This is a genomic window from Hathewaya limosa, assembly GCF_030815255.1.
GTDB lineage: Bacteria > Bacillota > Clostridia > Clostridiales > Clostridiaceae > Hathewaya > Hathewaya limosa.
Genome location: NZ_JAUSWN010000003.1, coordinates 120755 through 136752, shown reverse-complemented (window position 1 = coordinate 136752; position 15998 = coordinate 120755). Strand labels below are relative to the sequence as shown.

Here is a 15998-nt window from a genome sequence, read left to right as displayed (position 1 = left end):
GCCCACTTTTACATACTTATTTTTAGAATACCAAAATTAATTACGTAATAAATTAATATTTTAAAAAAGCCCTTAAAATCTTGACCATAATTCAATTAAGTAAAAGTAATATTTTACAGTTAAAGTAATATTTGATTGTTTTAATTAAAAATCAATATCAATAATGCTATAATAATTTTAAACGACGGTATCGTGGCTTAACGAAAGGAGATTATTTATTGGTTAAGCAAGGGTTACCACCAAGGATAAGAAAAAAAGAGATACGAGAAGCGGGAAAAAACGTATTCTTGAGAAAAGGATTTTGTGCAAGAATTTGAAACTCAAAAAAGGGTTATAGAAGAATTAGATAAAATGGAAATACCCTATAAAAAAGTAGGGAATACTTCTATAGTTGCTACTATCAAGGGAAATAAACAAGGGAAGATAATAGCTTTAAGAGCAGATTTAGATGCACTTCCAATCAAAGAGGAGTCTTGTGTGGAGTTTTCTTCAAAAAATGAAGGATTAATGCATGCCTGTGGTCATGATGCTCATACAGCAATGTTACTTGGTGCTGCAAAAATACTTATTGAAATGAAGGATGAGATAAAAGGTACTATTAAATTAATATTTCAAGAGGGAGAAGAAATATTTAATGGAGCAAAACAAGTAATAAAATCCGGAGAAATAACTGATGTAGATGCATGTTTTGGGTTACATTGTATGCAAACTTTTGAAACTGGATATATAAACATAGAACCAGGATACAGAATGGCAGGTTGTGATACTATTTATGTAAAATTTAAAGGAGTATCAGGTCATGGCTCTTCACCACATCTTGCAAAGGATACTATTTACCCAGCTTGTACCTTCGTTTCAGGATTACAAGCAATAGCAACAAAGAATATTGATCCCCAAGAGCCAATAATTCTTACTGTAGGAAAATTTATGGGAGGAACTAAAGCTAATATAATTCCTAAATATACAAGTCTTGATATATCAATGAGATATTTTAATCCTAAAGTTAGGGAAATTGTTCATGAAAGCATTAAAAGACATGCAAAAGCTATTGCAGAAGCTTATGAAATTAATTCTGTATATGTGTTTGTAACATTTCATCGTATGGGGGTTGGAGTTGTTAAAAATGCTCTTCAAAATGAATTTGGAATTGGAGCAGCAGAATATGCTAATATTGGTTCTATGTACTTTTATGCTTACTTTATTATGCAAATACCTTCAGGAGTTCTTGCAGATAAATTGGGTCCCAAAAAAACAGTATCTATATTTTCAGTTTTAGCTGCTATAGGTTCTATAATTTTTGGTATGGCACCTAATATAATTATCGCTTAATATAGCTCGTTTTATGGTAGGAATAGGAGTATCCGTTGTATTTATATGTTTAGTAAAAATTCAATCTCGTTGGTTTTATTCAAAAAACTTTGCATTAATGATTGGATTATCAGGAGTTGTCGCTAATCTAGGTGCTATGTTAGCACAAACACCTCTTGCTATAGTATCTGGTAATTTTGGTTGGAGAAAAACTTTTATATTTATGGGATTTATAATGGTGTTCTTCACAATTTTAACTCTTATATTTGTTAAAGATGATCCAAAAGATATGGGTCTTCCTGGAATGGATGAACTTGAAAATAGACCTGCAGTTCCATCTAATATTAAAGTTATGCCAGCATTAAAATCAATTTTGTCAAATAAACGAACTTGGATTATATCTCTTGCTTACTTTGGATTATCTACTTCTTATACAGTGTTTATGGGAACTTATGGTGTATCTTTTTTAAGAACAAAGTATAGCTTAACTAATGTTCAATCAGCAAATTATGTAATAGTGACTATAGTAGGATCTCTTATAAGTTGTTTAGTATTAGGACAAATTTCTGATCACTTTAAAAGTAGAAAATTACCTTTAACCATTGTAGGAACCTTAACTTTAATATGTTGGATTTTACTTATATATGTCGGTATACCTATAAATATTTTAATTCCTTTCTTGTTTGTCTTTGGTTTTGTGTCTTCCGGTTTTACTATGTGTTGGACAATAGGGAATGAAGTAAATGATAGAAGATTTTCAGGTATGTCTACAGGGGTTGTAAATTGTGCAGGATTTTTAGGGGCAGCTATTGTGCCAGTTATTATGGGAAAGGTTTTGGATACTTATAAAACTGCACCTTTAGTTGGTTATGAAAAAGCATATTTTATATTAATAGTAATAGTAGCTATAAGCGTTGTAGCATCTTTTTTCACAAAGGAAACTAATGCACAAAATATATATAAACAAAAATAATAATTTGATTAATATAAAAAGATATCTTGTGAAGATGAAATACTTTATAGGATATCTTTCTTTATTATATAAAATTAGATCTATATTTGATAGTTTTTTGTTTATAAATATTTTTATAAATGTAATTGAAAAAGTTTGTTTGTAAATTATAAAAAAATCATTAGATTTTATTAATAAAGAGTGAGTAATACTTTGATGAATATAGAGATAAAAAGAATTGATTTAACTCAAGAAGACATAAAAGTAATAGGAACTGATTATGACAAATTTAATCTAAGCTCATTGGTGAATAAACATTGTATTTGAAAGTTGGGTATATGAATCCATTCACTATTGTACTCTCCGATTTATTAACGCAGTATGCCTTTATGGAAAGGGTTTTTATCATCATATTGTCATAGACGATGGTAGTTTGTGTAGTAATATTAGCGTTTCTTAAAATACCCACAAACTCTTCACCATTGGACATATTGTCTGCTGTGATATCAAAGATATAAAGTTTCTCTTTTTCAGACCTTTTGAATACAACCCCAGGAATCAGAGTTCCAATAAATGTTGCAACACATATTGCTATAATACTCAATATATCGTTTGACTTTGCCATTCTTACCACAGCAATCATGTATACAGTTGTAGATAAAGCTGCTAGCAAGCTAGAAAAGAAGAACTTTTCACGTGTCAGACATATATTTTTCATTGTGCCCAAAGTGTTATCCAGCAGTTTTAGTAAAAATACTATTAAAATTTCCATTTTTCCTCCTTATTTTTGTTATCATAAAAAAATAAAAGACTCTTGCAATAAAAATTACAAGAGCCAAATAATATCTTAATTTATTGATAAAATGGTTTTGTGCTATAAAGCACGTTCTTATGTAACTATACTAGTATATCATAAAGTATACATACTGTCTAGTTAAAATTTTATATTTTATCTACTTATAAGTAAAAACATATATAATAGCTTATATTAAAAACTGTTATGAATAGTATAAGAGAACTTGAAAAAGTACTTAATATTTCATATAAGTATTAATATAAAATAGAAGAAAGCAAAAGATACAAGTTAAATATTTATATGTACAAATTGAAGAATTGTGCCTTAAGATAGTTGCTAATCTTATTAAGCTTTTAGAAATTACTATAAAAAACTATATAGAAAATAAGTAAAATTAAAGATATAATGAATTTACAATATAAAGATTAAATATGATAGTTTTTTATTTAAATGAAAAACTTCATATAAGTAAAAATGATTCATATTACGTATTTTCAGTAGGGGTGTTAGGATATATAAAGTATGGAATAAATAAACTAAATGAAAAGTTCGTATGTAATATAATTGGTACATTTAAGGCAAGTTTAGATAAATATAAAAAAGATAATCTACTTATAAGTTTAATAGTTAAATTAAGATAATATTTTTTTACTGACTTAAAAGATTATTTTGAAATGGGAAGGAGATTTTTATGAATTGTTTATTTTGTGATTATGATAAAAAAGATTATATAGCTGAAAATAAATTAGCATTTGCTATTTTTGATAAATTTCCAGTAAATAAAGGCCATGCTCTTATAATTCCTAAAAGACATTTTGACAATTTCTTTGATGCATCAGAGGAAGAAGTTACTGCAATTTATTCCTTATTACATGAAGTTAAATCTATAGTTGATAACAAGTTTACTCCTAGTGGATACAATGTTGGAGTTAATGTTGGTTATGATGGTGGTCAAACTATTATGCATTTACATGTACATTTGATTCCTAGATATAAAGGGGATATAGAAAATCCTCGTGGTGGTATAAGAAAACTAAAAAGACAACTAGTTGAATATGATGGCTAAAGGAAGTGATACTTTGAATTCGGAAAGATTAACTGATGTATGTTTAGATGAAATTAATGAAAATAAGTTTATTAATAATAATTGTATAACGGGAGATAAGGATTTCTTATTAAATAGATTGAAGGTTTCATTTAAGAAAGCTAAAAGTATTGATATTATAGTATCATTTTTAATGGAATCAGGAGTTAAACTATTAAAAAATGAGCTAAAGGAAGTATTAAATAAAAAAATTCCTATAAGAATTTTAACGGGAAATTATTTAAATATAACTCAACCACAAGCACTTTATATGTTAAAAGATATATTAGGAGAGCATGTTGATTTAAGATTTTATAATGTAAAAAATAAGTCTTTTCATCCTAAAGCATATATATTTCACTATGAAGATGATGGAGAGATTTTTATAGGCTCTTCTAATATGTCATGTTCAGCTTTGACTTATGGTATAGAGTGGAATTATAAAATAATAAAAAACAAAAATAAAGATGATTTTAATCATTTCTATGGGGTTTTTGAAGATTTGTTTTTAAATCATTCTATTATTGTTGATGAAAATGAACTAAAGAGATATTCTCAGAATTGGATAAGGCCTAAAGTATTTAAAGATATTGAAAAAACTTCTTTAAATAATAATATAGAAGATGATGAAACAGTCTCTTCTGTTATTCCTATGTTTGAACCTAGAGGAGCACAAATAGAAGCTTTATACGAACTAAAGAAGTCAAGAGAAGAAAACTTTGATAAAGCTTTAATAGTTGCAGCAACAGGTGTTGGAAAAACCTACTTGGCTGCCTTTGATAGCAGAAAATTTAAAAGAGTTCTTTTCATAGCACATAGAGAAGAAATTATAAAACAAGCAGCTACTAGTTTTAAAAATGTACGACCTAATGATTCTACTGGATTTTTCTATAGCGATACAAAAGAAATTAACAAGGATATGATATTTGCTTTAGTTCAAACCTTAGGAAAAGAAGAATACTTAAATGAAAAATATTTTAAAGAAGATTATTTTGATTACATAGTTATAGATGAATTTCATCATGCTACAGCAAATAATTATAAAAACATATTAGATTATTTTAAACCTAAATTTTTATTAGGTTTAACGGCTACTCCAGAAAGACTTGATAATAAGGATGTATTTTCTTTATGTGATTATAATACGGTGTATGAAGTTAGACTCAGAGAAGCGATAAATAAAGGTTGGTTAGTTCCTTTTAGATATTATGGGATATATGATGATACAGTTAATTATAATGATATAGAATATAAAAAAGGAAAATACAATGAAAAAGCCTTGGAAAAAGCACTTACATTAAGTAAAAGAGCTGAACTTATATTAAAAAACTATGAAAAGTATAAGAGTGAAAGAGCTTTAGGTTTTTGTTCATCTAAACATCATGCAGAATATATGGCAAAATATTTTAGCACTCATGGAATAGAAGCTGCTGCTGTATATAGTAAAAGTACTAGTTTTAATAAAGATACTTCTATTAAAAACACAGTAGAATTTAAAGAAATAATACAGGAAAAAGAACTATCAAAAGAAGAAAAAGTTAATTATTATGATATAGATAAGGGAATTATAAAAGAAAATAATTCTTATTGGATGGATAGGAATGAGGCAATAACCAAGCTAACAAAAGGTGAAATAAATATAATTTTTTCTGTTGATATGTTTAATGAAGGACTAGATATTCCATCAGTGGATTTAGTTATGTTTTTAAGACCTACAGAATCACCAACTGTATTTTTACAACAACTAGGAAGAGGATTAAGAAAGTTTAAGGGTAAAAACTATTTAAATGTCTTAGATTTTATAGGAAATTATAAAAAAGCTAATTTAATACCATTTTTCTTAACAGGAAAATCTAATGTAAATACTAGTACTAACTCTACTAATAAAACTTCTAATACCAATATAGATTCGCAAGATTACCCAGAAGACTGTATTGTTGACTTTGATTTTAGACTAATTGACATTTTTAAAAAACAAGAAAGAGAACAATTAAAATTACAAGAAATTATTAAGGAAGAGTTTTATCGAATAAAAGATGATTTAAATCATAGACCATCTAGATTAGAATTCTTTACATATATTGATGATTCAGTATATGAAAACATGAGAAGTAAAAGCAAATTTAATGTTTTCAATGACTATATAAACTTTTTAAAATCATTAAATGAATTAAAAGAAGAGGAAAAGTTTTTAGAAAACGATTCCTTAGCTTATAAATTTATAAATATGCTAGAAACTACTTCCATGAGTAAAACATATAAAATTCCAGTTCTTTTAGCATTCTATAATAAAGGAGATATAAAATTCTCCATAAGTGATGATGATATTTATAATGTATTTAAAGAATTCTATGATGAAGGTTCAAATAGTGTAGATCTATTACGACATAAAAATACTAAGGATTTTAAATCATGGAATAAAGATAAGTATGTAAAACTTGCAAAGGATAACCCTATAAAATTTTTAAATAAAACTCATGGAGATTTTTTTAGTATAAATAAAGATGTATTTTGTTTAAATGAGGAATTAAAAATATATAAAGATAATGCAAGTTTTAAGGAACATTTTAAAGATGTTATAGATTATAGGACTAAGCAATATTATAAAAATAGATTTAAAGATGGTAAATAAAATATAATTAAGAAAAGATGAATCATTTATCCACCTTTGTAGGTGGATTTTCTTTTTTTATTAAGAAAAAATGTAAGTAATTCTATCACATATAATAGATACAAATGTCAGAAATCTACAAGAAACACAAGAACTCTATAATTTAACAGATGCAGAAGAAGAACTTCTTGCAAGTAAAAAGAGAGGAAATGCTTTATTAATGATAGGTTTAAAGAAGCTTCATGTGGTGTTTGAGATACCGGAATGCAAATTTGATTATATGGGGAAGGCTGGGGGAAAATAAAATAAATTGAGAAAATTTACAATCTTTTGTCTTAAATTATGGGCAATGATGGTATAATTATAAGTATATTGTGTCTATAATGGAAAGTTTAAATATAATAAAATAAAGTTTAAATTCAATTAGATATAGAATTTGGTTGGATAAGCGTAGCATTAGTAACTATGTGTTTCTAAATCACTTTATTATACAGGGATGAGTTATAAATCTAGAAAAGGAAATTGAATTATTGAACAAGTTTTAGATTTATATAAAGATGATGTTTTTTATTCAAGGACTTATATTTTTATGTTTAGATTTGAGTAGTATGAAAGATTAGTAACAAAACTTAATAAAAAATGTCAATCATATGATGATAAACAGAATCCACTTACCCAATATCATAAGAGTCACTATATGCAAAAAAAGAAATATGTAAATTAACTTAAAAACTCGTAATCTAATAAATTAAATATGGGGGAATTAAGATGGGCATAGATATTAGAATCGAAAAAGCATATAACGGAGATTGTATTTGGTTAAGATATGGAAGAATAGAGAAAGCTAATATTATAATTGATTCAGGGCCTGGAATTTTTGAGAGTGGTTTTAAAAAGATAATAGATGAGATAAAGAAAAAAAATGAGGAAGTAAATCTATTAATTCTTACTCATGTAGATAATGATCATATTTTAGGATTCAAAAACTATATAGTTAAAAATGATTGTGAAGTAATAAGAAAAATGTGGTTAAATGGGGAGGGAATAAATGTATATGGAGCTAATCAGTTATTATCACCAAAGAATGTAGGAAAATTAGTAGAAATGATTAAGGAGAAAGGTATAGATTTAATAAGTCCAATATATGAAGGACATGAGGAGATAGTTAATGGAGGTGAACTAAAGGTTATTACGCCTAAAAAAGATGATGTTTTGGAAGTAGCTAAATTAGTTGATAAATTTAAGCTGAATTCAAGCAATTCTATGACTAAGGATTTAGAAACGCTTTATTTAGAAGATAAATATGAAGAAGAAAATACACCTACGAATAAGGCATCAATATCTTTTATTTTTCAATATGAAAATAAAAAAATAGCTTTTTTAGGTGATTCAGTTGCTACTGATGTAATAGAAGGATTAAATAAATACTTTAGTGAGTGCAAAATAGATTTGGTGAAAATAGCTCATCATGGGAGTAAATATAATACAAATTGTGAATTGATAAAAAAATTAGGTGCAACTAAATTTATTATAAGTAAAAAAAGTAAGATTCATAAAGAAACTATTTCGAGGATAGTAAATTCTTGTGAAAGTTCTGAGATATATTGTAATTATAATTGGTGGGGAAGCACAAATTATTTTAATGAAAGTGATAAGGTAAAATATATTGATACGGGAAGATTAGTTATAAATGAAAGAAATCTAATAGTAATTTCTAATGAGGAGAATATATAGATGATTATAGAAAATGAACTGTTAAATCTTTCAGTTAGAATAGAAAGAGTTATATCAGGATGTGATAATGAAGTATTAGGAAGCGGAATATGGTGGGAACCAGATAAAACTTCGGATTATATATACATATTTACAGCAGCACATGTTGTATTAGACAAAAAAGATATAATAGTTAAATATATAGATAAAAATGGAAAAGAATTCGATGTTAGAATTGAAGATAATAATATAGCGTGCTATAGAGATAAAAAAATAGAAAATGGAGTATTACCAAGTGGAGATGTTGCTGTTCTTAGATGTAAAAGGCAGGATGCTAATAAAGCAATTGTGAATACGTATAAGTTACAAACGATAGAAAATTTAGGAGAAAATAGAGAAATGATTTTTAGAGGATTTCCAGATATTCTATTTCAAGAGAGTTCGTTAATTTTTTCTAATAAAATTGCCAATGTAACTTTAGAGAATATAGACAAGCAAGAGAAACGATTTACCTATGGAATTTCACCCTCAGTAGGAATTAATCCATATGAAGCCAATGAACAATTAGTAGGTTTTTCTGGAGCTGGTATATTACTAAATGATAATTCAGAGTTATTGTTATTAGGTATAAATAGCAATAGTCTTGGTGAAAGGGCTGACTTAAATACTTGTGCTGGTATGTCATCTGAATTAATAGTGGAAATTTGTAAAGAAAAATGTTGGGATATACCTATTATGGCTAATAGTGTAGTAGGTAATTTGGAAGATACTCTTGATAATTTTTGGGTTGAAATAGAGAATGATGAGTTGCATGAAATAATGAAACAATTAATAGAGAATGATTTCGAAAAAGTAATTAGAAGTGATTTTTGTGGAATTTCTAATGAATGTGAAAATCGTAATTGTCCACATCAATGTCAAACTTTTAGAAATTATTTACTAATAATTCTATGTATACTCAAATATTTAAATACTTCAATTGAATTTGAGAAAGCCAGTATAGAGAACGAAGGAAAAATTATACCTGTAAGGTATGTATGTTGTGATGGAGAACTGAAGTTAAATAAAGTAACTTTAAGTAGTTTTATTAATTCTTTGAAAAATGATTATCTTATAAATAACAAAATAGATGAGAATAGTTTAATTTTATGGGGAACAAAGAAAAAAATCCAAGGTTCGGATAAATATTGTAATCCCGAAAGATTTAGAAAGATTATAAAAGATATAAAAGGATCATATACATCAAATAGAGGATTTGATATAAAAAGAGGGCTTAATCAACCTAAGGGGTTAGCAATTATTGAAATTGATACATTAATTGAAAATATTAATGATGATACATTAGAAGATATGGTTAATTTTATAAAAGAAAGTCTTGCAAATTAATTTAGATTAGGAGATAAAAATGATAACTATAAATAAAGATATAGAACTAATAAAAGAAAATATTGAATGCGACAGCCTGAGAGTATTGCATTTTGAAGAAAAAATTAAAAATAATAATAGAAAAGAATATGCATTAAATATAATATGTTGTGCTTTTGATAACGAGAAAGATTTAAATGATTACTGGAAAATGATAGTTGATAATGTGGCTTTGTATGTACAAAGTAAATTAGAAAAAATTATAGAACTTTATAATGTTTATATAATTTTTTTTATAGAGGAAATAAACGAACAGCTATTATATAAAATAGAACAAGATAAGTATTCATCTAGAAAAATAATAATAAAAAAAGCTATGCCGATGTCTGAAGAAGAATTAAAGGATATAGTAAGCAAGAGATTATTTTATTTTGATATAGAAAAATCAGAAAACGATTTTTCTATATCAAAAATATTAAAGAATTGTGAGAAAGAGTTTTATGAATATATAGATAGTAAAGATTTGATAAAAGATGAGGATATAGATGAAATTGTTAATATTTTAAATAAAAATAGTTTAGGTGGTGATTTGGTTGAGTAAAATTGAAAAAGTTAAGCTATTAAATTTTCGTGTATTTAGGGATAAGTTTAATCAAGTAGATTTTAATAATGAAAATGGATTGCCAGCTGATTTTGTATGTATTTATGGTCAAAATGGAATGGGTAAGACGTCATTTTTTGATGGAATAGAGTGGTTTACATCTGGTGTAATTTATAGATTTGAAGATAAAGATATAAAAAAGGAAATTAGAAAGTATAAAGGATATGTTCTTTCAAATAGAAATATCGATAGGAATAATGAGAAATCGTATATTGAAGTTAAATATTCAGATAATTATGCAGTAAAAAGAACTGTGATAAGAGCGAATAAAGATATAAATGAAAAAGGATATAGAGATTATAATAAAGGAAGATTGAATACTAATAATTTTAAAATGAATATAATGGACAAGCAAATATTACCTCATAATAAAATAGATAGTTTTATATATGCGAATAGTCCTAGCGAGAAATATGAAGAATGGGGTAATTTTTGGGACAGTGATGGAAGTCAAAGAAAATTGTTTACCAAGGTTTATAGAGTTAAAAAGTTAATTGCCAAAAGAATTGATTCACTCCAAAAAGTATGTGAAGAAGATATTGAAGAACTGAAAAAATTAACAGTAAGCGATGAAAAAATAAAAGAAATAAATAATAAAATAAATGAATTTAATACTACAGAACCAATGTGTGGAGTGAAATTGAAAGAAGTAATAAAAAAGGAGAATGAAATAATTAATATCCCTGATAGAAGTGAAATAAGGGAATATAAAAATAGTGTAAATAAAATGATTGATATTGAAAACTTGAATAGAGATAAGCTTATATATCTCTTACATTTTTATAAAGATAATTATACTCAAAAAGAAGTAGATTTGAATAATAAAATTAAAAAGATAAGGGATCAGCTTAATAAATACAAGGAGTTAAATGGAGCGGGTGATATATGGTTTGAAGAATATAATCAATGGAAACAATTATCCTCTGATCTCAAATTAATTAATCAACAATTAAAGTTTAAAGTAGCAAGTTTAGATACTAAAAATAAAGATTTAGATAATATTAATGAACAAATAAAGAAATGGGAAACATCACTTAAATATTTAGAGGTTAAAGAAAATTACTTTTTATCTAAAGCTAAAGGCATTGAAAAAATTATAAAGGAAATATCAGATAATAAATATAGGGAAAAAGTAAATAATGATATTTTAGAAAAACTTTATATTCTAAAAAAACAAAATCAAAATAAAATTAGTAATTTGGAAGAGGCAAAACTAAAAAATAATAAAGAAGATTTTGATATACATGTAACATCAGTATCTGAAGATGATAAGAAGTTCCTTGATTTGAAAAAAATATATATTGATAAATATAAGAATTTAGAGAATGAGATTAAAAATAAATCTGAAACAGCTAATAAAGAAAAGGACTTATATATTTCATATAAGAAAAATTTTGACGAAATACAAAATGTACTTATACAGGTTAAAGGATATATTGAAAAAGAAAATTTAAATAATTGTCCAGTATGCCATACACCTTTTAAAAATGTAGAATTATTATTGTCTAAAATTAATTTAGATGAACAAAGTAGTAATTGTAAAAAACTATATGATAATTATCAATTAAGATTATTAGAGAAGGAAAAAGCTTTAAATGAAAAAAAAGAGTTAGTAACTAAATGGAATGAAGAATGTGAAAAATATAAAGCAAGTATTGGGAAAATAAATTCCCACATAGCAGCAAAAATAACTAATATCACAAACCAAAATAAAAAATTAGAAGAAAGTATAAAGTTAGAAGATGTAAAGGTTAACGAATTTAAGGGAGAATTGAGTAAAATAAGTCAATATGAAGAAGATTTTTCAGAAGCTTCTATAAAAGAATGGTTAAATATAATTAAGACTACTTATAAAGGTAAGTTAGATGAAAGTACCAAAGAAAAAGATAAAATATCTAAATTAATAATATCATTAGATAAAGAAACTAAAGATTTTAAATTAAAAGTTAAGGAATTAGAAGATAAAAATGATGATTTTAATAAGAAAAATATTAATAAAGTTTTGGTTAGCAAATTAGATGAAATGAATACTAGCAAAAATTTTCAAATAAAAGAATGGAAGTGTTTTGAAATATATTATAATTCATTAATTATGCAGAATCAAGAGCTTGAAAAAGAAAGTAAAGATATCAATAATTATATCAAGGAATATGAAAGTAATGATGATAAAAATAGCTTTAGAGAAGAGAATTTAGAGTATACTCAGAACAGTTATAGAGATTATATGCTACAAATATTTAAGAAAAATTATATTGATTTTAGTGATTTAATTTCTTTATCTAATAAAAAAGATGATATTATTAAAAATCTTAAGGTTAAGATTGATATATTAGATTATATTAATAATGAATTATGTAGTTCAGATTATAATATTAAATATACTGAGTTAAGTAGAGATATAGCAATAAAAGAACGTGAATTAAAAAAATACAAACCATGTAAAGAGAAGATTGATTATATATTTTCTATATTAAAAAAGTACATTGAAGAAAATATAGAGAATGTATTGGGCAGTAAGTCAATGAATCAAATATATTCAGTAATAGAACCTAATAAAGAATTTAAAAAATTGAAAATTGAAGTTATGTTTACTAATAATGGTAACAAAGATGATGAAGACGTACCTGAATTGTATTTGGAAAGTGATGGGGATGATGAAACTATTTTACCTGAATATTTTTTCAGTACAGCTCAGTTAAATACAGTAGCATTGAGTATATTTTTAGGTCAGGCTTTATCGATGGATTTAGAAGTAAAAACTATTTTTATAGATGATCCTGTTGGACATTTTGATGATATTAATGTTTTAGCTTTTGTAGATTTATTAAGAAATATAATTAAAGATGGAAAATGGCAAATAGTAATTTCAACCCATGATGAGTCGTTTTACAATCTTCTAAAAAATAAAATATCAGATGAATATTATAATTCGAAATTTATTACTTTTAGTTCAATAGGTAAATTATATTGAAAATAAAATGAATATTTACTAAAATAGGGAATAGAATATGGTTGGCTTTAAAGATCATGCGTTGCCTCCATAAGAATTTTCATTATCCATATTATATAATAGTGTCTATCTAAAAAATCAGATGCTATTTTTTTACCCAAAAATAAAATAAGGAGGCACGATACCATGGCATTAGAGCCACTTATTGCTAAAATAGCAATCCAAGCTTCAAAAGATGATGAAACTAGAAACAGAATAATTTTTATTTCACTGGCACCGATTATTTCGATGCTTTTAATTTTAGCTTTTATAGTTTATATCCTCACTAATCCTATTGAAATGTTAAGTGGTATTTTTCTTGGAAATGAGTTGAATCAAGTAAAAAATATTAGAAGCTAATATAGATATTAACAACTGATAAATCCAAATGATACCAGTTATTTAGAAAGTAGTGGTTTGGACTTTTCAGGGATATCCTTCAAAGATAGTTCTACAGAAGTAGTTTATTATAATCAAGCTGATGCAAGATGGAAAGACAAGGATTATGAGAAAATTAGCAAACTTGTGTCTTATATTATAGGTAATGATGATATAATTAGAAATAGATTATGTATATAATGGTGACATTAGATAAACATCCTTATATTAAGTATTAAATTTTATTTAAAATGCTTTGAGAAAAGAAATTATCTTATTTATTACAGCAGAAGTTAATTGAAAAGTAATTGGAGATTAAAATTAAAAGGAGGTGAAAACTGTTGCCAATACAAAAATACTAACAATATTATATTACGTTCTTGGAGTACTATATAAAGCAAAATAGTTTCGGAAAAATCAAATATGTTTAAAAGAGAATTAAACAGACTTTATAGAGCTTTATAATGTTTTGGTAACAGAATTATGAGATTAGAAAATGATAAAGTTATATTAAGAGATTTCATTAAAGAAGATATTGAAGATATAATTAGGTGGGAAACCATAGAAACAGAATGGCAGTTATGGGATGCACCATGGGAAAATAATAATGAATTTAATAGCGAAGAATATAAAGAGAAAATGCTTTACCTTTTAAGTAATAAAAAAGATGATGTTTCTATACGCCATAAATTTCAAATATGTATAAAAGATGAATACGAAACACACATAGGATGGTGTAACATATATAAAATAAATTCTGACTTTAAATATACAACTAGTAAAGGAAATTATGCTATTGGAATTGATATTCCAGAAGTAAATGTAAGAAGAAAGGGTTACGCAACAGCTGGATGGGAATTACTTATAGACTACTTAATATCAAATGATATTAAAGATATTTATACACAAACATGGTCAGGAAATTTAAGATTAATAGGACTTGCTACGAAAATAGGCTTTGAAGAATGTAATCGTATCTTAAATGAGAGATTTGTTAGGGGTACTTTATATGACGGAATAACATTTAAACTTAATGTAACTAAATTTAACAAGATATAGATTTTCTAGTAAGAAGGATATAACTAAATATACACTTAGTTATATAGAATTTTTATTACAAAAAACTAAAGTAAAAAACAATTTTAAACGAGGATAATATTATCAATTAAAAGAGAGAAGGTGTTTATATGAATATTAATAGTATCAGAGGAACTTATGACGAATATTTAAATAATTTCTCAGTGAATAATTCTAAAATTAATGGTACAAATTCATCAAAAAACAATAGAGCTAGATCTTTAGAATTTAAAGATTCACTAGATATTTCTATAGCAAGAAAAAACTTTTCAAGAACAAATGGTGTTGGAGGAATAACCATAGATAAAGGAACTGCAGCCCATACAACTTTATATGTTGATAGAGGTTCTTTTGATCAAATAATGAACTACTCTTCTAATAATCCTCAATGTCGTTGGGAAGAATTAGGTATTGATGATGAAAAAAGATGGATTGTTGTTAATGGACAACGTTTTGAATGTCCACTTAGTGAAGAAGAAAAAGAACTTCGTAGAAGACTTAGAAGAGGACTTCTTGAAATTTTAGATGAAGCTGATAAAGAAAGAGAAAAACATAAATCTAAATCAAAAAATCATAGTTCTGTTAAATTAAGTTTTGATAAAAATAATAAAATTCAATTCAATGATGATGCAAGTTTACAATCAAATGATAAAGTTAGAAATCTTATGAACAACGATAAGGTAATGATGATGCTAACAGATCTTATGAAACTAAATGGTGAACAGGGTATTAAGATGTCATTATAAGGTATCGTAATAGATATCTTTTGATATAATTTAATATTCTTCTAATATTTAAGAATTCATTAACTAGCATTAGAGAAATAATGGAATATGCAAAATTAAATATGAAAACAGAAGAAAATATTAAACAAGTCTTATCAACAGCTGATTTTATTAGAAATTTAATGGAAGCTTAGACTAAAAAATAGAGTTACGATAAAGATATATTTTGGAATTAATACATCTAAGCCTAATTTGCAAAACTTATTAATTAAGTTATGTAAATTAGGTTTTTTATTGCCTATAAATATAAGTATTTATTAAAAAAATATCTAATTGGAA

14 protein-coding genes are annotated in these 15998 nt (G+C 25.6%); 13 read left to right on the top strand and 1 reads right to left on the bottom strand.

Features of this window, described 5'->3' with window-relative positions; translation table 11 throughout:
- Positions 1–303 precede the first annotated feature (303 nt).
- A complete protein-coding gene (locus QOZ93_RS02945; protein ID WP_307355050.1) occupies positions 304–1329 on the top strand; it encodes an amidohydrolase in 1026 nt (341 codons plus the stop codon).
- Between the two features lie 13 nt (positions 1330–1342).
- A complete protein-coding gene (locus QOZ93_RS02940; protein ID WP_307355049.1) occupies positions 1343–2281 on the top strand; it encodes an MFS transporter in 939 nt (312 codons plus the stop codon).
- 268 nt (positions 2282–2549) lie between these two features.
- Here the strand turns inward: QOZ93_RS02940 and QOZ93_RS02935 are convergent, their stop codons facing one another.
- Complete coding sequence (locus QOZ93_RS02935; protein WP_307355048.1) at positions 2550–3032, bottom strand: hypothetical protein; 483 nt, start codon at positions 3030–3032, stop codon at positions 2550–2552.
- 455 nt (positions 3033–3487) lie between these two features.
- Between QOZ93_RS02935 and QOZ93_RS02930 the strand changes: the two genes are divergently transcribed.
- From QOZ93_RS02930 to QOZ93_RS02875, 11 genes are all read left to right on the top strand, one after another.
- Positions 3488–3697, top strand: coding sequence for a hypothetical protein (locus QOZ93_RS02930; protein ID WP_307355047.1), 210 nt, complete (start codon positions 3488–3490; stop codon positions 3695–3697).
- A gap of 50 nt (positions 3698–3747) precedes the next feature.
- Complete coding sequence (locus QOZ93_RS02925) at positions 3748–4122, top strand: HIT family protein (RefSeq protein WP_307355046.1); 375 nt, start codon at positions 3748–3750, stop codon at positions 4120–4122.
- A complete protein-coding gene (locus tag QOZ93_RS02920; protein ID WP_307355071.1) occupies positions 4115–6772 on the top strand; it encodes a DEAD/DEAH box helicase family protein in 2658 nt (885 codons plus the stop codon). Before QOZ93_RS02925 ends, QOZ93_RS02920 begins: the two co-directional genes overlap by 8 nt.
- Before the next feature lie 747 nt (positions 6773–7519).
- Positions 7520–8485 (top strand): MBL fold metallo-hydrolase, encoded by a 966-nt coding sequence (locus QOZ93_RS02910; protein ID WP_307355045.1) that lies wholly within the window; start codon positions 7520–7522, stop codon positions 8483–8485.
- Positions 8486–9850: a S1 family serine peptidase gene (locus QOZ93_RS02905; protein WP_307355044.1), complete on the top strand. Its 1365-nt coding sequence runs from the start codon at positions 8486–8488 to the stop codon at positions 9848–9850.
- Positions 9851–9869: 19 nt separating this feature from the next.
- Entirely contained in the window at positions 9870–10430 is a 561-nt protein-coding gene (locus QOZ93_RS02900; RefSeq protein ID WP_307355043.1) for an ABC-three component system middle component 1, read from the top strand.
- Positions 10423–13461, top strand: coding sequence for an AAA family ATPase (locus QOZ93_RS02895; RefSeq protein WP_307355042.1), 3039 nt, complete (start codon positions 10423–10425; stop codon positions 13459–13461). Before QOZ93_RS02900 ends, QOZ93_RS02895 begins: the two co-directional genes overlap by 8 nt.
- A 165-nt stretch (positions 13462–13626) precedes the next feature.
- Complete coding sequence (locus QOZ93_RS02890; RefSeq protein ID WP_307355041.1) at positions 13627–13839, top strand: hypothetical protein; 213 nt, start codon at positions 13627–13629, stop codon at positions 13837–13839.
- A gap of 57 nt (positions 13840–13896) precedes the next feature.
- The gene (locus tag QOZ93_RS02885; RefSeq protein ID WP_307355040.1) at positions 13897–14058 is read left to right on the top strand and encodes a hypothetical protein; all 162 of its coding nucleotides are present in this window, start codon (positions 13897–13899) and stop codon (positions 14056–14058) included.
- A gap of 282 nt (positions 14059–14340) precedes the next feature.
- The gene (locus QOZ93_RS02880; RefSeq protein ID WP_307355039.1) at positions 14341–14916 is read left to right on the top strand and encodes a GNAT family N-acetyltransferase; all 576 of its coding nucleotides are present in this window, start codon (positions 14341–14343) and stop codon (positions 14914–14916) included.
- Positions 14917–15044: 128 nt separating this feature from the next.
- Entirely contained in the window at positions 15045–15680 is a 636-nt protein-coding gene (locus tag QOZ93_RS02875; RefSeq protein ID WP_307355038.1) for a hypothetical protein, read from the top strand.
- The last annotated feature ends 318 nt before the right edge of the window (positions 15681–15998 follow it).

Coding starts and splice junctions, on each gene's coding strand:
- QOZ93_RS02940 (WP_307355049.1), top strand. CDS start 1,343: ATGGTAGGAATAGGAGTATCCGTTGTATTTATATGTTTAGTAAAAATT.
- QOZ93_RS02935 (WP_307355048.1), bottom strand. CDS start 3,032: ATGGAAATTTTAATAGTATTTTTACTAAAACTGCTGGATAACACTTTG.
- QOZ93_RS02930 (WP_307355047.1), top strand. CDS start 3,488: ATGATAGTTTTTTATTTAAATGAAAAACTTCATATAAGTAAAAATGAT.
- QOZ93_RS02925 (WP_307355046.1), top strand. CDS start 3,748: ATGAATTGTTTATTTTGTGATTATGATAAAAAAGATTATATAGCTGAA.
- QOZ93_RS02920 (WP_307355071.1), top strand. CDS start 4,115: ATGGCTAAAGGAAGTGATACTTTGAATTCGGAAAGATTAACTGATGTA.
- QOZ93_RS02910 (WP_307355045.1), top strand. CDS start 7,520: ATGGGCATAGATATTAGAATCGAAAAAGCATATAACGGAGATTGTATT.
- QOZ93_RS02905 (WP_307355044.1), top strand. CDS start 8,486: ATGATTATAGAAAATGAACTGTTAAATCTTTCAGTTAGAATAGAAAGA.
- QOZ93_RS02900 (WP_307355043.1), top strand. CDS start 9,870: ATGATAACTATAAATAAAGATATAGAACTAATAAAAGAAAATATTGAA.
- QOZ93_RS02890 (WP_307355041.1), top strand. CDS start 13,627: ATGGCATTAGAGCCACTTATTGCTAAAATAGCAATCCAAGCTTCAAAA.
- QOZ93_RS02880 (WP_307355039.1), top strand. CDS start 14,341: ATGAGATTAGAAAATGATAAAGTTATATTAAGAGATTTCATTAAAGAA.
- QOZ93_RS02875 (WP_307355038.1), top strand. CDS start 15,045: ATGAATATTAATAGTATCAGAGGAACTTATGACGAATATTTAAATAAT.